Below are 18519 nucleotides of genomic sequence, written 5' to 3'. Positions count from 1 at the left end.
GACCGACCTCTTACCCGCCTGATCCGCCGGGGTCAGGCCTGCCCGGTCTCGAAGCGGGAGATCCGCCCGTCGTCCTCGACGATGAAGGTCCACCGGGTGCGCATCTCGCCCCAGGTGTCGTTGCGGTAGCGGGCCACGAGGGCACGACCGCCCCGGGACTCGTTGTCGACCTCCATGTGGCCGTGGGAGGAGAAGATCTCCTCGTCGATCCAATCGGCGAGTTCCTGGTCTGCGCCGTCGTCGGACATGGTCGCGTCGTCCGTGAGGAGGGCCAGGAGGCCCTCCCGGTCATGGGAGTTGACGGCGTTGACGAAGGCCCGGACGGCCGGATCGCTGAGTCTGGCTGGCTGAATCGTCATGGCGTCAATCTCACACCGCTCCCCGGTGCCCGCCACCCGAACACTCCCCCGGCCCGGCCACCCGAACGGCCTCCGTGACAGGCCCGGTGGGCTGCGGAGTGCAACGGTGGAACCGCGGACGGGGGACCGTCCCTCGTCCTGCCCGCCCGCCTGCCCCGAGTCTCCCGAGGAGCCACCGTGACCTGCTTCGACCGACGTGATCTGGGCCTGCTGCTGCTCCGGCTGGGAACCGGCGGGGTGCTCGCCGCGCACGGCACCCAGAAGCTCTTCGGCTGGTTCGGCGGGCACGGCCTGGAAGGCACCGGCCAGTTCATGGAGTCCGTGGGCTACGCCCCCGGCAAGGCGAGCGCGACCGCGGCGGGCCTGGCGGAGGCGGGCGGCGGCGCGCTGCTGGCACTGGGCCTGGCGACCCCGGCGGCGGGCGCGGCGGCGGCCGGCGCCATGGCGGGCGCCGCCGCGGTGCACGTGCCCAGCGGCTTCTTCGCCCAGTCGGGCGGCTACGAGTACGCGGCGAGCCTGGGCCTGGCCGCGACGGGCCTCGCGATCACGGGCCCCGGCCGGCTCTCCCTCGACCACGCCTTCGGCCATGTCTTCGACCGCGGCTGGATGGTCCCGCTGGCGCTCGGCATGACGGCGGCGACGACGGCCGTGGTGATCGGCGCCCGCAACAGGCGGGTCCGGCAGAAGGCGGAGGGCGAGCAGGAGACGCTGTTCGAGGACTAGGCCGGCCGCCCCGACGGCTCGCCGTGGTGCGCCGCGTCGGCGGACGACAGGTGCAGCTCCGCCCAGATGGTCTTGCCGGACTGGTCGTAGCGGCTGCCCCAGCGTGCGGTGAGCTGGGCGACGAGGAACAGGCCACGCCCGCCCTCGTCGGCCCAGCGGGCCCGGCGCAGGCGGGGCTGGGTGTTGCTGGGGTCGGTGACCTCGCAGACCAGGACGTGCTCGTGGATCAGCCGCAGGCCGATGGGGCCGCCGGCGTAGCGGACGGCGTTGGTGACGAGTTCGCTGACCACCAGTTCGGTGGTGAAGGCGAGGTCGTCCAGCCCCCAGGCGGCGAGCTGACGCACGGTGGCCGCCCGGGCTTCGGCGACGACGGCAGGGTCGGCCGGGAACTCCCAGGCGGCGGTGCCGTGCGGCGGCAAAACGCGGGTGCGGGCCAGGAGCAGCGCGATGTCGTCGCGCGGCGGAAGGTCGGTGGCGGCGGCGAGCAGGGCGCGGCCGGTCTCCTCCAGGGGACGGCCCGGGCGGCAGTGCGCTCCCATGCTGTCGGCCAGATGCCGCAGACCGGTGTCCGCGTCGTGGCTCATGCACTCGATCAGCCCGTCGGTGTAAAGCCCGAGGACGCTGCCGGGGGCCAGGTCGACCGTGGTGGTTTCGAAGGGCATGCACCCCACGCCCAGTGGTGGCCCCGGGGAGAGCTCCTGCAGGATGCGGGCGGTGCCGTCGGGCCGGACCACGACGGGCGGCGGGTGACCGGCGGAGGCCAGGGCGCAGCGGCCGGTGACGGGGTCGTACAGGGCGTACAGGCAGGTGCCGCCGATCGTGTCCTGCTGTTCGGGGCCGGCCTCGGCGGTGAGCCGGGCGACGAGGTCGTCCAGATGGGTGAGCAGCTCGGTGGGATCGAGCTCCAGGTCGGCCAGGGTCTGGATGGCGGCGCGCAGCCGGCCCATGGTGGCAGTGGCGGCCAGGCCGCGGCCGATGACGTCGCCGACCACGAAGGCGCACCTCAGTGACGGCAGCGGAATCACGTCGAACCAGTCGCCGCTGACCTCGGCGCCGCCGCCGGCGGGCAGGTACAGTCCGGCGGTGTCGGCCGCCGGGGAATCGGTGGTGGCCCGTGGGAGCAGGCGCTGCTGGAGGGCGACGGCGGCTCGGTGCTCGCGGGTGTAGCGGCGGGCGTTGTCCACGCTCAGGGCGGCCCGGGAGGCGATCTCGGACAGCAGGTCCGCGTCCTGCTGGTCGAAGGGCTCGCGCTGCTCGGTGCGCCAGACGTCGATGGAGCCGAGCAGCAGGCCGCGCGCGAGCAGCGGGGCGGCCATGGCCGACCGCCCGCCCTCGGGGACGGCCGAGCGGAGGATCTCCGGGGTGCCGAATGCCTCGACATATCCCGCCCGGTCGAGGAAGACGGCCTCACCGCGCTGATAGCTCCGCAGGACAGGGTGGTCCGGCCACGGGGGGAGCGCGTCACCGGGCTGGAGGAGCCCGGCCGGCCAGGGCCCGGTGACCGAGGCGACCGCGGTCCGGTGCAGGTGCAGGTCCCCTCCGCCGTGGATCTCTGGGGGTTCCTCCCCTTCCAGTACGGCATCCGCGAGATCGACCGAGGCAAAGTCTCCGAAGGCCGGGACGAGAACGTCCACGATGTCCTGGGCGGTGCGCTCGACGTCGAGGGAGGCGCCGATCCGGACCGACGCCTGAAAGCGCAGCTCGAGCTCCCGGCGGGCCCGCTGCTGCGCGGTGCTGTCCGTGAGCAGCACGACCACCCCGCTGGGGCGCCCCTGGGCATCCTCCAGCCGGAGGGCGGACAGCAAGGCGGACCACAGCCGCGCGGGAGCCTGCGCGTACATCTGCTGCTCGTGCTGGACCAGCGGCACGCCCGTATCGAGCACCCGGCGCAGTGCCGCCTCGACCTCCTCGGCGACCTGTGGGGCCATCACGTCACCCAGCCGGCCGGGGGTGGGCAAGCCGGGACCGCCGAACATCTCGGGTGTGATGTTGCTCCGCACGACGGTCATGTCGGCGTCATGGACGCCGACCCCGATCCGGTCCTGCGCGAGCAGCGCGCGCAGCAGCGCGCCCCCCTGCTCCCAGTCGGTCACGCGGCGGGCGGGGGCGGCCAGGACGAGCAGTGAGGAGTCCTGCAGCGGCACAGCCCGGAAGGCGACCTCGATCCTGTCACCGGAACGGTGCCGCAGCAGTGCCCGCCCCGCGCACGGGATCCCGGTCTCGTCGGCGTCCGCCCCGGGCCACCGCTCGCAGGCGTCGGCGAGCAGGTGCCCGACCGGTTTCCCGCAGACCTCCGCGGCCGTCCGGTCCAGCAGTTCCTCGGCCGCGCGGGACCAGTTCAGCACAGTGCCCTCAGCGTGGATCACGGCCGTCGCGATCTCATCGAACACGGACGGACAGCCGCGTCGGGGTGCCAACCACATCCTGTGCATCTCCCAACCAGTGGCCAATACGTCCAGTATGTTGGCTTTGGTCGGAATCTGCGGTCCCAGCTGCGATCACGCCGCCGGATCACAGGGCCTGGGTCAGGTCAGGACCAGCTCGACCGTGAGCATCGAGACGGTGGTCCCACTCGGGCCGTGGTGGTTCCCGACCGGCCAGGTCCGGCCGGGCGGTTCGGACCCGGCCGACCGGCTTCGGCGGCAGCGGCTCGCCCACGCAGATCAGCAGCCGCCGCGGCGGCACCCTGGCGTCCGCGGCACCGTGCGCTCCCGCCGGCGCCGCGAGGTGGCTCTGTACGAGCTTCATCGCGTCGATCCGGTGCTGTTGAAGTACGCCGCGAAGGCCTCCGGATCGATCGCCGGCTCCTGGGACAGCACGTGCAGCCGGCCGCCGGTGGTGGGGAGGGCTGCCCGGGGGAGGCACTGGCGGTGCTCGACGGCGACGGCCTGGCCTCGCCGGTCGAGCCCGAGGTGAACAGGGCGAGCACAGGGCCGAGCCGGGGGTCGGCGGCCGGACCGGCCCCTCCTCGCCGGCCCACGCTCACGCTGCCGGTAGGAGGACCGGCAGGCCCACCGGAAGATCCACTCCCACGCCCAGTACGGCGAGCCGGACGGCCACCTGTTCCGCCCGGTCTTCGAGCTCGCCGTAGGTGAGGTCGCCGTCGGGTCCGGTGACCGCGATCCTCGACCGGGCTCCACGCGCGAATGGTGATACGGCGCGCACGCTGCCGAGGCAGACAGCGGGAGCAGGGATCAACGACCGTTGCGCAGCCAGGTCCAGGCGGAGCGGTGCAGCGCGGCCACGTGCTCCGGGCGGTCGTCGCCGTACAGGTCTTCCGCGATGCTGTACCCGCGCTGTCCCAGCAGGTAGGCGAGCATCCGGTAGGAGGGGCGGAACGTGGCGAGCTTTTCCTCGTCGAGGTGCAGCCGTGTGCCGGGCACATGGGGGGTCACGGCATCACGCTCATAGACGGCGTCCAGGGAGGCGATCAGCCATTCGTCGCTCCTTCGCTCGGCGCGGTACAGCAGCCGTGCATGACAGGAGAGCATCACGGGGGTGTCGTCGAGGTGCGTGCGCAGCTCCATGTGGCAGGGAACCTCGGCGAGCGCCCGGTCACGGTGCAGGTCGACGACGGGCGGCCCGACGCTGTGCGTGGCGTCCTCCCCGTTGGCGGCCAGTTTCTCCGACTCGGTGACGAAGTCGGCGCCGGTACCGCGGAACCAGCTCACGCGGACGGTGCTGTCCGGCGCGAAGCACTCCCGCTGGGCGTCCCACCAGCCCCGGTCCCGGCTCCGGCGTTCATGCAGCACCAGCTGTGTCACATCGGTGATGTCACTGGGGCTGCGGTCATGCGTCATCGCTTCTGCTCCTGATGAGGTCGGCCGGAACCGGCATGTCCGGCTGATGAGGGGGAAGCCGCGTGGAGGCCGGTTGTCACCGGTGCCCTCCACGCGGCCGGGGGACGTGCGGCGGCATCCTGGGGGACTTACGCCACCGCACGTACCGCCGCATCGAGCGGCTGGGGTCAGACGTGCCCGAAGAAGAGGCTGCCCGGAGCGTTCGGGTCGCTGGAGTAGAAGTACTCGTGTGCCGCCCGGATGAACTCCTGCCGCGAGATGCTGCCGTCCCCGTCGAGGTCCAGCTTGTGGAAGGTCTCGATCGCGTCGGGCTGGGAGATCTTCCAGACCTTCCTCAGGAAGGTCTCGAACTCCTCCTTGCTGATCTCGTTGTCGCCGTTGACGTCCATGCAGTCGAAGATCGCGTGGCCGCAGCCCTCGACCATGTTGAGCCGGCTGGTGTCGACGCTCGTGAGGCGGTTGGCCTCCACGAACTCTTCCTTCGACAGTCTCTGGCCGTTCGGCCGTGCGTGCCGGAGCAGCTCCTGCCAGTACATCTGGTAGAAGGCCTGGATGCCGCCGGCCCGGGGATCGTTCTTGCCGAGCTGGAAGACGCTGATGTACCGGTCGACGAGCTGCTGGTAGTCCGACCAGTCCACGTAGCCGTCGTTGTTGGCGTCCATGGTGTCGAACGCCCGTTCAATCTTGAGCCGGATGACGTCCGATGCCGTAGTTGTGGCCAAGACTCTGTCCTTTCCGGGGGGGGGATGGGGAGGCATGCACACGACCGAAACGAGGGCATGCGTCAACAACGTATCGAATGTGTCGATTGCATGATTTGAGGCGAAAAAACAGGTTTCGCGTGGCGTGAGGCCGTGGACGACAGTCGGACGGCTCGTCAGCGCCTCGCTCTCGCGCCTTCACCGGCCCCGCCGACGGCATCGAGCAGGCCGAGCAGAGCCGTCGTCACCCGGGCAGGCGCCTCCAACGGAGTGAGGTGGCCGGCCCCTGGGACGACCACCAGCCGCCCGCGGGGAAGCACCGCGGTCAGGCGCTGCGCCTCGTCCGGCCGGACCAGCCTGTCCTCGTCACCCGCGATCACGACGGCCGGCACGTCCGCCCGGTGCAGGACATCAAGGGAGCAGGGCCGGGCGGCCATCGCACGCTGAGCCCACGCCATGGACCTCGCGGGGGCCGCCATGACGTCGGCTGTCAGTCGCTCCACGACGGCTGTTCGCCGCTCGAGGGTGGTGGAGCCGACCAGAAGGGGCACGGTGTCGGCGAGCAGCTCTTCCCTGTGGCCGTCCTGGAGGACCCGGTGGGCGAATCTCTCCCGCGCTGCGGCCGTCTCCGGCGTGTCCGCCTCGGCCCGGGTGGCAAGAAGGGCCAGCCCCAGCACGCGATCAGGGTGACGGCGCAGGAACGCCATGGCGACGTACCCGCCCATCGAGCAGCCCACGAGCACCGCACGCCGCACGCCACCGCTGTCCAGAGACCGCGCCAGGTCGCCGACGACCGCCGGCAGTGACGGGGGGCCGGTTCCCAGGACGGCTGCGCCGAACCCACGTTGGTCGGGAGCGATGACTGGATGGCCCGTGCGGGTGAGGACGTGCCGTTGCGCGTCCCACATGGTGGAGTGGAGGGGAAACGCGTGCAGCAGCACCACGGGGACCCGGTCGGCACGGTGCGACCCGGACGCGATGGGGCCGGCAGGGCCCGTCACGACTGCTGAAGACGCCCGAAGTACAGGCTGCCGGGGCGCTCCAGATCCTCGGAACGGAGGAACTCCCGTACGGAGCGGATGAACTCATTGCGGGTGATGTACCCGTCCCCGTCGGTGTCCAGGGCGGCGAACGCGTCCATCGATCCTGGCGCCGTGATCCGCCGGACCTCCTTCAGGTAGCGCGAGAAGTCGCTCCTGCTCACCTTGTTGTCGTTGTCGCGGTCCAGGGCATCGAAGACCGCGTGCGGGGCGGCCTCCATCATCTTGATCCTGCTGCTGTCGAGACTCGCCGCACGGCACGCTCTGATGTACTGATCCCGGGTCAGGCCTTCGTCGGCCGCCACGCCGGTGTGCCGGAGGAACTCCTGCCAGAGCAGCCCGTACGTCGCCCGGACGGCCCGGATGCGTCGGTCCTCGTGGCTCAGGCGGAACACGGCGGCGTGCCGGTCGACGATGTCCTGGTAGTCACCCCAGACGACAATGCCGTCGCCGTCCGTGTCCAGCGCGTCGAATTCGTACCCGATCTTCAGATCGATCGGGTCTGTCGTCATGGTCGTCACGACCGGTTCCTTCCGCCTTGGTCTTCAGTCCGTTCAGGTGCCCCATCCATCCAGCCGCCATTCGGACGCTGTGGAAATTCACCCACCCGGAAGAGATCCGACACCCCATGAGGAGCCGGTTGCGACACTCCGAGATCGCTCCGCTCACCTGCGAGTCGCGCTTTCCCTCCTAGGCTCGCTCTCAGCCACCGACAGGAAGTTGAAAGCTCGTGAGCAAGGAAGTGCCGGAGTTCTTCGTTGTCCTGGGGTCTGATCACGCGGGTAAGTCGACGGCGCTGGAATTCCTTTCACAGAGCTTTCCCTGTGATGTGATCACGCCGGACTGTGGCCAGCTCACGCCTGAGCGCGCGCTGATCTCACGGCTGCGGCAGGACATCATCTCCGAGGTGGGTACGGCGCTCGGCATCACCTACTCGGCTGACTTTCTCACCGCTCTCTCCCAGGCGATCGTGGTGCATCTGCGGGATCAGATCGTCCGAACCCGGCACGACCGTCCCGTGCTGGTCGACTCCTATTACTACAAAATTCTGGCCAAGTGCCGTCTCGCCGGAGCCGGCGACCACCCGATGTTCACCTGGTGGCGGACCTTCCCCCAGCCACGCCGGGTCGTCTACCTGGACATCGACCCCCGTACGGCGTGGAACCGCGCCGGCCGGGGAGCCGGGATCCACCACCTGGAATGCCACGGCGAGCAGGTCGACGAGGCCGCCTTCGACCGTTACCAGCGGGACCTCGCCAAACTCATGCGGGACGAGATCGGTCATCTTCCGGTGACCGTGATCGACCAGCAGCACAGCAGCGTCTCCCGAACAGCGCAGGCCATTATGGAGGTGGTCGCCGATGACCGTGGATGAGTGGGCACACCCCGACCGGCTGAGTCGATACCGCGAGCGGGTTCTAGGCGAACAGCGCATTCTCCGAGAGGCATGCGGCGACACAGACGGCCACCGGCGCCGGGTCCTCGAAGACCTGCTGGCCTTCAACGCCGACACGGAATTCGGGAAGAAGCACGGATTTCGCCAGATCCGGGAACTGGACGACTTCCGCAAGGCCGTGCCCATTTCCGACTACGCGGCGCTGGAGCCGTGGATCGAGCGCATGGCGGCGGGAGAAAGCGGGCTGCTCACCTCCGACGACCCCGCGATCTACTTCACCAGCAGCGGAACGACCGGCGCACACAAGAAGATTCCGGTCACACCGCGATTCATCCAGACGGTTTTCATGCCGTTCTACTACGCCATGTGGGCCCCCATGGCGGAACATTTCTGGGACGTGGTGGCCCGGCCCGACGCAGTGCTCAACCTCAAGCAGGACATCCTGACCACTCCCCGCACCACCGCCTCGGGCCGCCCCCACCTCGGCGCCAGTCAGGTGGACTTCGGGGCGGTGTTCGGCGAGACGCTCGCTGCCGAGCCGGGCACCGCGGCACCCTGGGCGCAGCTGCCCCCGGCCGTCTCCGAGGACGACCACATGGAGCGGCAGTACCTGCGTCTGCGGCTTGCCGCAGAGAACCGGGACGTCCAGGGCATCGTCGCCTTCAACCCGGCCATGATCGCGGCCCTGCCGTACCAGCTCGGACACTGGTGGCCCCGCATCCTCAAGGAAATCCGCGACGGCACCCTCGGCGGCCGCCCGCACCACTCGCCCAACCCCGGGCGCGCCGCCGAACTGGAACAGCTGGCGCAGTACCACCCCACGGTGCGGCCCTCCCTGGTGTGGCCCCGCATGAAGGTCATCCTCAGCTGGACGACAGGCGTCGCCTCCTTGTACCTGCCCCGGGTGAGGGAGGAGTTCGGAGCCGGGGTCACTCTGCTGCCCGCCCCGGTGGGCGCATCCGAGGGTCCGGTCGGCGTCGCCCTGGACCGGCATCCCTCCGCGGGCAGCCTTGTCGTGACCGCGGCCGTGCACGAGTTCGTGGACGCCGACGCCGACCTCGCCGCGGACAGCGAGACGCTGCTCCCCCACGAACTGGAGACGAACCGCGACTACCACGTCGTCTTCAGCCACGTGGGCGGGCTGTACCGCTATGCGATGGGTGACGTGGTGCGGGTCCTGGACCACGCGGACGGCGTCCCCCGCATGGAGTACGCGGGCCGCGCCACCCTGTCCGATGCCGTCGGCGAACGACTGCGTGAGGGCCAGGTCGTCCGAGCGCTCCGCAGCACGCTCACCGCCACCGGCCTCGAGGTGCGCAACGCGGCCTGCCGGGTGGCCGCCGCGGACGGTCCGACGCCGTACTACACCTTCGCCGTCGAACCCTGGGGGACGTGGAGCGAGCACGAGACGAGCCGGTTCGCCCGCCTGCTCGACACCGCGCTCCGCAAGGAGTCCTCCGGCTACCGCCAGGCGCGCGCCGAAGGCCGCCTGGGACTGCCGTCCGTCCTGTGCCTGCCCGAGGGCGCGTTCCAGCGCCAGTGGGACGCCACGGTGGCGGGTGGAGTCCGGTTCACCCAGGTCAAGGACCGGCTCTTCCGGCAGGACAGTACCCAGTGGCGGCAACTGACCGGTGACGCCCCGGACCGGCGCTGACACGGCACCGACTGCCGGACGTCCCCGCACCGCCGGCGACGCTCGATCGCCGGGCACCCCCCCGTACGCAAGGAGACCCGCCATGCCCCGACGACTGGACGCCGTGGAACGGACCGCGCTGCTGACGGCAGCACTCCGCGCCGCCGAGACCAACCGCCAGGACCGTCTGTACGAGGACCCCTACGCGGCCCTGCTCGCCGGTGACATCGGCCCCCAGCTGCTGGCCGAAGTCCTCGAGGTCACGTATCCCACCGACAGCGAGCGCGTGGTACCGAGCACCCCCGACTACAACGCCATCCGCACCCGGTTCTTCGACGGCTTCCTCCAGCACGCCGCCCGCATGCCCCTGATGCGGCAGATCGTGCTCGCCCCCGCGGGGATGGACTCACGGGCCTACCGCCTCGAATGGCCTGACGGCATCCGCTACTTCGAGGTCGACCGGCCCGCCGTACTGGATTACAAGAAGAGCCGGCTCGACGGCGTTCAGCCGCGTGTGGACCACCGCACGGTCGCCGTCGACCTGGTCAGCGACACGTGGGAAGCCGACCTCGAAGCGGCCGGCTACGACCCGGAGCTGCCCTCCACCTGGCTGCTCGAAGGGTTGCTGTACTACATCCCCGAGGCCGAGACCCACCGGGTCCTGGACCGGATCGCCGCCATGATGGCGCCCGGCAGCCTGATCGCCGCCGACATCTGTGGAGCCGCCGCCCTGCGGGTGCCCGACATGCAGCCGCTCCTCGACGTCTTCGCGGGCTGGGGCTGCCCCGTGGTGTTCGGTGACGACGACCCCGAGGGGCTCTTCGCCAAGCACGGCTTCACCGTTCAGGCGGTGCAGCCCGGCACGGCGGAGACCGCCGAGTACGGCCGCTGGACGGACCCCGTCCCGCCGCGCTCCGCGAAGGACGTCCGCCGCTTCTTCTACGTGCACGGAAGGCGCCGCTGACCGTGTCCGCCGGCGGTCCGCGCCGGGTGCTGCTCGCACCGGTCACGGCAACCCCGACCAAGCCGCTCACCCCCAGCCACGTCAAGTTCCTGTTGTGGACGGACGTGATGTACCGGGCGACCGCGCTGCTCACCGGTGTCACCTACCGGTGCAGCCACACGACGTACCACCCGACCGAGCAGACCCTCGGCTTCTGGGCGTACCTCGACCGCACCCGGGGTGAGGACGATTACGAGGAACTGACGGAAGCGCAGATCGGTGAGCTCTACGTCGCCTACCGGGCGGAGGGGCGCACGGCCTCGGGTGCCGATCTGCGCCCCTATGAGGCGGCGGTCGAGCAAGGCTGGGTGCACCCGGTCAGCACGCGCGTACTGCGGCAGTGGACCTCCCACTACGCGCGGCTGGGGATGCACGATCCCGGTCTGCTCGCCCATCAGCCCCCCGGCTTGAGCCTGGAGGAGACACTCGGCCTCCTCGCCGAGCTGAACGTCCTGGTCGACCTGCGGCCCCTCGGCGGCCCGGTGCATCTGGACCTGACCCGGTACGGCCTGCCGCTGCGCCAGATCGTGGGCGCGGACGGCCGGCCCAACTACCTCGCCTGCGCCCTGCGTGAACTCCTGCCCATGGCACCGGAGTACGACGAGGTGGTGCTGCTGCGCGATCCGGAACTCGACCCCGACTACCAGTTGTTGCACCGCGTACTCGGTCTGCTCGGGACGCGCACCCGGAGGTTCGTCATCGGCCGGGTGCCGATCGACGGCACCATCCGTTCGGCCCGCCATGGCGACTGGCGGGGCTACGACGTGCCCAGCCTGCTCGCGGCCGTGAACGGGGACGGGGAACAGGCTGCGGTACGGCTCGGACTGCGGCTGTACTTCATCACCGTGCTCGGCCCCGGCCCCGAACAGTCCCTCCGTCTCGACCTGCTCCGCCAGTGTGTGGCACGTGCCGACCGTATCCTCGCGGCCCGCGGCACCGCCCCGGGTGACGAGGTGGCGCCGCTGCTCGCCCGTCACCGCAGTGACCATCTGTACGTCAACCCGTACCGGCTCACCGCCGAACTCTTCGGCAGGCGGCGTTCCACGCCTCACGAGGCCCTGTTGGCGCAGGTGTACCTATGAAATATGACCAAACCGCACTTTGTGCCGAGGCCGCGGCCCGCTTCCGCACTGCCTGCCCCGACCTGGTCGCGCAGTCCGAACTGGACACCGTACAGGGCCTCCTGGCGGCGAAGGAGCTGGCACTCGCCACTTTGCCGCACCCTCACGACGTGGTCGTCGCGGTCGTGATCGGCGGACTGGATCTCACCTCCTGGACTGCCGCTACCTGCACGTTCGCACTCGGTCTCGCCCCGGAACACGCCACCGCATGGCGCCGCTCACTGACCCGCACGCTCTTCCTGGCGGGGAATCCGGCGAACCTGCTGGACCGGTTCCCATTCGCGCACCTTGCCGGGGAGTGCGCATGGACGACACCCGGTCCTGCCCAGGACACCGTCGGCCTGCGGCGTCTGCTGAAGGCGTTCGAGGCACCGCATGAGCTACCTGTCGGGCCACCGGTGTCACTGGTCGTTCCCCCGCACGGTGCCGCCCGCTCGGTAGGCGGTCACCGCGAGATGCACATCGCGGCCTCCGGAGTCTCCATCGCCAGAGCCCTGGTGCACATCAACCACCTCCTCGTCGAGGCGGTTCTTGACGGCCGCATCGCCCCCGGTGACCGCCTGACACTGCGCCCGGTACCGCACGTCTTCAAAGGCCCCTACGACTTCGACGCCGTGCGGGTGGACATCGACACCGCGAACCCGGACCGGCTCCGCGTGTACGCCGCTCTCACCAGGCGGACGAACGAACCGTCACAGGAACGGAGGAACCCATGACGACCACGACCAGAAGCGCCGGGCGGAACACTCTTCCGGACTTTCCCAGTGACCGCCCCGTCCACTGCCCGTTCGCCCCGCCGGACGTATACACCGACTGGCGCGCGAAGCCGGGTCTCGGGCGGGTGCGGCTGTGGAACGGCAGCACGCCGTGGGTGGTCACCCGATACCAGGACATCCGGATCGCTCTCGCCGATCCGAGGCTGAGCGCCGACATCTACCGGCCGGGCATGCCCGTGATCCGCCCCGGTAGCGAAGCCGTGACCGGTCAGGCCACGGGTTTCGCCCGGATGGACGATCCCGAGCACGCACGGTTGCGCCGTATGGTCACCAAGGACTTCACCGCCAGACGGGTGGAGGAACTTCGTCCGCGCATTCAGGACTGTGTGCACGACGCCCTCGACAGCCTGATCGACAAGGGCTGTCCGGCCGATCTCGTCCACCACTTCGCGCTGCCCGTCTCGTCATCCGTCATCTGCCTGCTGCTCGGTGTGCCGTACGACGACCACCGGTTCTTCCAGGAACAGACTGCCCTCATCGGCAGCCTGGACTCTTCGACGGAGACCGCCGCGGCTGCCCGGTCGTCGTTCCTCGACTACCTGCGCCGGCTGCTGGAACAGAAGGAACGCGAGCCCGCGGACGACATGATCAGTCGTCTGCTCGTCGAGCAGGTCGCCGAGGGCAAGCTCAGCCGCGAGGAACTGACGGTCATGATCCGGATGATGTTGAGTACCGGACATGAGACCGTCGGCAACACGATCGCCCTCGGCGCCCTGGCTCTGCTGCTCCACCCCGACCAGCTTGAGCGGGTCCGCGACACTGATGACCCCGATGTGGTGGCCAACGCGGTGGAGGAACTGCTGCGCTACACCAGCGTGGTCGACAATCCGGTGATCCGCGTGGCGACGGAGGACATCACTCTCGGTGGTCAGCTGGTCCGGGCCGGGGAGGGTCTGGTCATCAGCCTGCTCACCGGCAACCGCGACCCTGACTTCACCGATGACCCCGAGACGCTCGACATCGACCGCGACATCCGGGATCACCTTGCCTTCGGCCACGGCATCCACCAGTGCCCAGGCCAGCGCTTGGCCCGCCTGGAGATCCAGCTGGCCCTGTCGGCGCTGCTGAACAGACTGCCGACCCTGCGGCTGGCTGTTCCGTTCGAACAGGTGTCGTTCAGGGCGGACATGTCGATTTTCGGGCTCCATGAGCTTCCTGTGGCCTGGTGACCGCCCAGTCCCGTTCGGTCATTTCCGTTCCGGCTGATCAGGTGAGTTTCGGCATTGATTGCCTGTCGATCACCAGAATCGGAATTAATGTGAGTAACCGTCGGTCAAACCGAACTCGTGTTGTGAATTCACTCCGGGAGAGGACGGGAAAATGGCCCCGACGGCACCCCGCGATCCTGTCGACATCAAAATCGGGCACGTCTTCGATGCGCTCGACGTCGACCGTGACGGATATGTGGAATGGGCCGATTACGAGAGCTTGATCGACCGTCACGTGGAGGGGTACGGACTGGCTCGAAACGACCGCAGGGTCAGTGCCCTCATGGCGGCGTACACGATGTTGTGGCTGGAGTTCCTCCGCCACGCCGACGCAGAGGGCGACCGCCTCGGCAAGGATGAGTACATCGCGGCGAATCGCGCCGCGAGCATCGACACGAGCCGGATGAGCATGACCGAAGGCGTTCCGCATGCCGTCTTCGACCTCATTGACGCCGACGACGACCATCAGATGAGCAGGAGCGAGTTCTCGCGCTATGTGAAGGACGTCTGGCGCATCACCGCGCCGGACGCCGTGGACACGTTCGACGCTCTGGACACCGACGGAGACGGACTCATTTCACGTAACGAATTCATCCTGGCGGTCAGGCAATTCTTCTTCTCGCCCGACCTGGACGCCCCGGGCAGCCTGTTCTTCGGACATCTGGGGAGGTGACCCTCGCATGCACACCAGGGGAAGTGAGAAGAACGGCGTCGTACGCAATGCCTACGAGCGGGAACTGAAGGCACACTGGGACGCCAAGACAACCGACGAGATCAATCTGCTGCTCGGCGCGGAGGACGGGCTCTACCACCACCACTACGCCGTCGGTGACTTCGACCGCAGCGTACTGACCGCACCCCCGCAGATCCGCGAGGAGCGCATCCTGCGGGAACTGCACCGTATGGAGAGCGCCCAGGTCGGCCTCCTCACGGACGCCCTGGGTGAGGTGCCCGCCGGGTGGCGGGGCATGGACGCCGGCTCGGGCCGCGGCGGCACCTCCTTCATGATCGCCGAGAGGTACGGCTGCCGTATGGACGGGGTGAACTTCTGCACGCACCAAGTGGAGTTCGCCAAGGGGGTTGCGCAGAAACACGGCTGGGACAAAAAGGTCGACTTCCACGTCGCCAACATGGTGCAGACGCCTTTCCAGGACCGGACGTTCGACTTCGCCGTCTCCAACGAGACCACGATGTACGTGGACCTGCACGAGCTGTTCGGCGAGCTCCAGCGCCTGCTGCGCCCGGGAGGGCGCTACATCGCGACGACCTGGTGCCGCAACGACGCGAAGGAGGACCGTTGCGAGGCCTCCCGCCTCATCGACGAGCACTACGTGTGCCGGATGCACAAGCGCAGTACGTACTTCGAGGCGCTGGCGGCCAACGGGCTGGTTCCGTACCGGGTGACCAGGCACACCGAGGAGGCCATCCCCTACTGGGAACTGCGCAACCACTCCGAGCTGCGGACCGGGGTGGAGAACGCGTTCCTGGAGGGGTACCGCGAGCGGAGCCTGGACTACCTGCTCATCGCCGCCGAACGCATCTGACCGACACCGCCACGGGCCACGACGCAGAGGAGACAACGCATGACCACGCACACCGCATCCCAGGCCGGCCTGGCCGTACTGGGCCGGCACGACGGCGAGCAGCGAGGGTACTGGGACGCCAAGACGGCCGACGAGATCAATCTGCTGCTGGGGGAGGAGGACGGGCTCTATCACCACCATTACGGCATCGGTGACTTCGACCGCAGCGTACTGACCGCACCTGCGGAGATCCGCGAGGAGCGCATCCTGCGGGAACTGCACCGCATGGAGACGGAGGAGGTCCGGCTCATCCTCGACGAGCTGGGTGACCTGCCCGCCGGATCACGGGGCATGGACGCCGGCTCGGGCCGCGGCGGCACCTCCTTCATGATCGCCGAGAAGTACGGCCACCGTATGGACGGCGTGAACTACTGTGACCACCACATCCGCTTCGCCGAGCAGGTCGCGCGGAAGCACGGGTGGGACAAGAAGGTCGGCTTCCACTTCGCGAACATGGTGCGGACACCCTTCGAGGACCAGGCGTTCGACTTCATCGTCTCGAACGAGACCACCATGTGCGTGGACATCCACGACGCCTTCCGCGAGTTCGCACGGCTGCTGCGTCCGGGCGGCCGCTACGTGGCGATCACCTGGTGCCGCAACGACGCCGTGGAAGACCGCTCCGAGGCGTCCCGGCGCATCGACGAGCACTACCTGTGCGCGATGCACAAGCGCAGCACGTACTTCGAGGCGCTGGCGGCCAACGGGCTGGTTCCGTACCGGGTGACCAGGCACACCGAGGAGGCCGTCCCCTACTGGGAACTGCGCAACCAGTCCACGCTGCGGACCGGGGTGGAGGACCCGTTCCTCGAGGGGTACCGCGAGCGGAGCCTGGACTACCTGCTCATCGCCGCCGAGCGCGTCTGACCGCCGGCCGCATCAGGGAGACTGCTCATGACCCACGAGCTGGACGCGGTCGGACGGACCGCACTGCTGGCCGCTGCCGTCCGGGCAACGGAGACCAGGCGGCAGGACCGCCTTTTCGAGGACCCCTACGCCGAACGGCTCGCCGGCGAGACCGGCTTCGAGATGCTGGAGGTGCTGCACGGCATCACCTACCCGACCGACGGCACGCGCACGGTGTTCAGCAGCCCGGACCACGTCGGCATCCGTACCCGGTTCTTCGACGGCTTCCTCCGGCACGCCGCCGCCCTGCCGTCCATGCGGCAGGTCGTACTGGGCGCGGCCGGCATGGACACGCGTGCCTATCGCCTCGCATGGCCCGACCGCATCCGGTACTTCGAGATCGACCGGCCGGCGGTGCTGGAGTACAAGGAGAGCCGGCTGGACGGCGTCCGACCGCGCGTCGACCGCCGCACGGTCGCGGCCGATCTGCTCAGCGACAGCTGGGAGGCCGACCTCGAAGCGGCCGGCTACGACCCTCGGCTGCCCTCCACCTGGCTGGTCGAGGGCTTGCTCTACTACCTCCCGGAACCGGAGGCGCACCGGCTTCTGGAGCGCATCGCGGCCATGATGCCACCAGGCAGCCTGATCGCGTCCGACGTCTGCAACAGCACTGCCCTGACCTGCCCCGAATGGCAGCCCATGTGGGACATGCTGAGGGGCTGGGGCTGCCCGGCCGTGTTCAGTTGCGACGACCCCGAGGCGCTGTTCGCCAAGCACGGTTTCGATGTGCGGGCGGTGCTGCCCGGCGACGGCGAAACCGCGCACTACGACCGCTGGGACGATCCGGTGCCGCTGCCCTCGCAGACCGACGCCCCACGCCTGTACTACCTGCACGGCAAGCGCTGCTAGGCGTTCGCCTCACCCGTGACCGCCCTGCCGCCGCCTTCCGGCCGCGCTGGATCTGCCCCAGGTCAGAGGCATCCCCCGGGCGTCTGCGCCAGGGACTTTTCGGTGCTGAGGCTCTTTCCCGGGCAAAGCCGCAGGTGGCGGCAGACGAGTCGGGCTGTACGCCGGGTTCTGTTCCCCGGTGTCCTCGCGGACGCCGGGGCGACGGCCATCCATCTAGGGCCGGCGTTGCCGCCGGCCTCGTGCGGTCTACCCGCGGACTCGGGCGGGCAGCCCTCGAACGTCCGCGCAGAGCGCGCCTTTCACGGCGGCTCCTTTTGACCTTGCTCCGGGTGGGGTTTACCTAGCTGCCCAGGTCACCCTGGGCACTGGTGGTCTCTTACACCACCGTTTCACCCTTACCGAGGACCGAGGTCCCCGGCGGTCTGCTTTCTGTGGCACTGTCCCGCGGGTCACCCCGGGTGGCCGTTAGCCACCACCCTGCCCTGTGGAGCCCGGACGTTCCTCGGGAAGCCCCCTAGGGGGACTCCACGCGGCCGTCCGCCCGGCTCGTCTGCCGTGCCGACCATGGTACCGGTCGGGTGGACCGGCGTGGACCGGCGGAGGCCGTCGCGAGGACCGAGCCCGCCAGGATCAGGGTGAAGGCCACCAGGATGCCGGGGGTCAGCCGTTCGTTCAGGAACAGGGCGCCCGCCGCCACGGCCACCGCCGGGTTGACGTACGTGATCACCGTCGCCCGGGTCGGGCCCGCCTCCTTGATCAGTTCCAGGAACGCCACGAAGGCCACCGCCGTGCACAGCACTCCCAGGGCGGCCAGGGCGGCCAGGACGGAGGCGGAGGGGAGCGCCGTCGGGTGGGTGAGTGCGGCGGCGGGGGCGTACGCGAGGGCGGCCAGGGTCAGGCACACCGTGGTCAGGTGCAGGGACGGTACGTCCTTCATGCGGCGCGCGGCTATCAGGGGCGCGGTGGCGTAGCCCAGGACCGTGAACAGCACCTCGGCCAGCGAGCGTGCGTCGCCGCCGGTGAGGTGCGGGAGGGTCAGGACGGTGACGCCGGCCAGGCCCAGGGCCAGGCCCGAGACGCGCCGGGCGCCGAGGTGTTCCGCGCCGCCGAAGAACCGGGAGATGACGACGCCCGCGATGGGGACGCCCGCGATCAGCAGGCCGGCCGTCGAGCTGGACAGGTGCCGTTCGGCGTCGGTGAGGGTGAGCCAGGGGCCCATGATCTCCAGGACCGCGAAGGCCAGCAGGGGGCGCCAGTGGGCTCGTACGGTGTCGGCCAGGCCGCCCTGGCGCAGGGCGAACGGGAGCAGCAGGGCCGCGCCGACCGCGCAGCGCGTGAACACCACGACCGGCGGGGACACCGCGTCCACCGCCACCTTGATCAACAGATAGGGGATGCCCCAGACCACTCCCATCAGGGAG

17 protein-coding genes, 1 other RNA gene and 1 pseudogene are annotated in these 18519 nt (G+C 69.6%); 11 read left to right on the top strand and 8 right to left on the bottom strand.

What is annotated here, in order from left to right; translation table 11 throughout:
• Positions 1-32 precede the first annotated feature (32 nt).
• Complete coding sequence (locus K7G59_RS06060) at positions 33-359, bottom strand: nuclear transport factor 2 family protein (RefSeq protein WP_225830848.1); 327 nt, start codon at positions 357-359, stop codon at positions 33-35.
• Positions 360-536: 177 nt separating this feature from the next.
• Here K7G59_RS06060 and K7G59_RS06055 point away from each other — a divergent pair, with 177 nt between their 5' ends.
• Complete coding sequence (locus K7G59_RS06055; RefSeq protein ID WP_225830846.1) at positions 537-1082, top strand: DoxX family protein; 546 nt, start codon at positions 537-539, stop codon at positions 1080-1082.
• Here the strand turns inward: K7G59_RS06055 and K7G59_RS06050 are convergent.
• The 5 genes from K7G59_RS06050 to K7G59_RS06030 form a co-directional block, all read right to left on the bottom strand.
• The gene (locus K7G59_RS06050) at positions 1079-3505 is read right to left on the bottom strand and encodes a SpoIIE family protein phosphatase (RefSeq protein WP_225830844.1); all 2427 of its coding nucleotides are present in this window, start codon (positions 3503-3505) and stop codon (positions 1079-1081) included. The two genes, K7G59_RS06055 and K7G59_RS06050, sit on opposite strands and share 4 nt — an antisense overlap.
• Positions 3506-4276: 771 nt before the next feature.
• The gene (locus K7G59_RS06045; RefSeq protein ID WP_225830842.1) at positions 4277-4882 is read right to left on the bottom strand and encodes a nuclear transport factor 2 family protein; all 606 of its coding nucleotides are present in this window, start codon (positions 4880-4882) and stop codon (positions 4277-4279) included.
• A 167-nt stretch (positions 4883-5049) separates the two neighbouring features.
• Positions 5050-5604, bottom strand: a complete 555-nt coding sequence (locus K7G59_RS06040) for an EF-hand domain-containing protein (RefSeq protein ID WP_225830840.1) — start codon at positions 5602-5604, stop codon at positions 5050-5052.
• A gap of 155 nt (positions 5605-5759) precedes the next feature.
• Positions 5760-6584: an alpha/beta fold hydrolase gene (locus tag K7G59_RS06035; protein WP_225830838.1), complete on the bottom strand. Its 825-nt coding sequence runs from the start codon at positions 6582-6584 to the stop codon at positions 5760-5762.
• Positions 6581-7135 carry an EF-hand domain-containing protein gene (locus tag K7G59_RS06030; protein WP_225831505.1) on the bottom strand — a complete coding sequence of 185 codons (555 nt, stop codon included), beginning with the start codon at positions 7133-7135 and terminating at the stop codon, positions 6581-6583. The genes K7G59_RS06035 and K7G59_RS06030 overlap by 4 nt, the downstream gene beginning before the upstream one ends.
• Positions 7136-7353: 218 nt before the next feature.
• Between K7G59_RS06030 and K7G59_RS06025 the strand changes: the two genes are divergently transcribed.
• The 10 genes from K7G59_RS06025 (at position 7354) to K7G59_RS05980 (ending at position 17098) form a co-directional block, all read left to right on the top strand.
• Entirely contained in the window at positions 7354-7998 is a 645-nt protein-coding gene (locus K7G59_RS06025) for a hypothetical protein (RefSeq protein WP_225830836.1), read from the top strand.
• Positions 7985-9673 carry a GH3 auxin-responsive promoter family protein gene (locus tag K7G59_RS06020; RefSeq protein WP_225830834.1) on the top strand — a complete coding sequence of 563 codons (1689 nt, stop codon included), beginning with the start codon at positions 7985-7987 and terminating at the stop codon, positions 9671-9673. Before K7G59_RS06025 ends, K7G59_RS06020 begins: the two co-directional genes overlap by 14 nt.
• An 82-nt stretch (positions 9674-9755) precedes the next feature.
• Positions 9756-10616 (top strand): SAM-dependent methyltransferase, encoded by an 861-nt coding sequence (locus K7G59_RS06015; protein ID WP_225830832.1) that lies wholly within the window; start codon positions 9756-9758, stop codon positions 10614-10616.
• A gap of 2 nt (positions 10617-10618) precedes the next feature.
• Entirely contained in the window at positions 10619-11737 is a 1119-nt protein-coding gene (locus K7G59_RS06010) for a hypothetical protein (protein WP_225830831.1), read from the top strand.
• On the top strand, positions 11734-12492 hold the full coding sequence (locus tag K7G59_RS06005) for a DUF6182 family protein (protein WP_225830829.1): 759 nt from the start codon (positions 11734-11736) through the stop codon (positions 12490-12492). Before K7G59_RS06010 ends, K7G59_RS06005 begins: the two co-directional genes overlap by 4 nt.
• Entirely contained in the window at positions 12489-13721 is a 1233-nt protein-coding gene (locus K7G59_RS06000) for a cytochrome P450 (RefSeq protein ID WP_225830826.1), read from the top strand. The genes K7G59_RS06005 and K7G59_RS06000 overlap by 4 nt, the downstream gene beginning before the upstream one ends.
• Before the next feature lie 151 nt (positions 13722-13872).
• A complete protein-coding gene (locus K7G59_RS05995; RefSeq protein ID WP_225830824.1) occupies positions 13873-14433 on the top strand; it encodes an EF-hand domain-containing protein in 561 nt (186 codons plus the stop codon).
• Positions 14434-14440: 7 nt separating this feature from the next.
• Entirely contained in the window at positions 14441-15304 is an 864-nt protein-coding gene (locus K7G59_RS05990) for a cyclopropane-fatty-acyl-phospholipid synthase family protein (protein WP_225830822.1), read from the top strand.
• A 39-nt stretch (positions 15305-15343) separates the two neighbouring features.
• On the top strand, positions 15344-16210 hold the full coding sequence (locus tag K7G59_RS05985; protein WP_225830820.1) for a cyclopropane-fatty-acyl-phospholipid synthase family protein: 867 nt from the start codon (positions 15344-15346) through the stop codon (positions 16208-16210).
• Between the two features lie 27 nt (positions 16211-16237).
• Positions 16238-17098 (top strand): SAM-dependent methyltransferase, encoded by an 861-nt coding sequence (locus K7G59_RS05980; protein ID WP_225830818.1) that lies wholly within the window; start codon positions 16238-16240, stop codon positions 17096-17098.
• 141 nt (positions 17099-17239) lie between these two features.
• On the opposite strand, the gene rnpB is transcribed toward K7G59_RS05980, so the two are convergent.
• Together rnpB and K7G59_RS35255 are read right to left on the bottom strand one after the other, a co-directional pair.
• An RNA gene (gene rnpB / locus K7G59_RS05975) (RNase P RNA component class A) lies at positions 17240-17647 on the bottom strand.
• A 118-nt stretch (positions 17648-17765) separates the two neighbouring features.
• A pseudogene (locus K7G59_RS35255) lies at positions 17766-18512 on the bottom strand (DMT family transporter); the annotation flags it as partial.
• Between the last annotated feature and the right edge of the window lie 7 nt (positions 18513-18519).

This window comes from Streptomyces sp. NK08204 (assembly GCF_020400585.1).
Lineage (GTDB): Bacteria > Actinomycetota > Actinomycetes > Streptomycetales > Streptomycetaceae > Streptomyces.
This window is presented reverse-complemented; position numbering and strand designations above follow the sequence as displayed.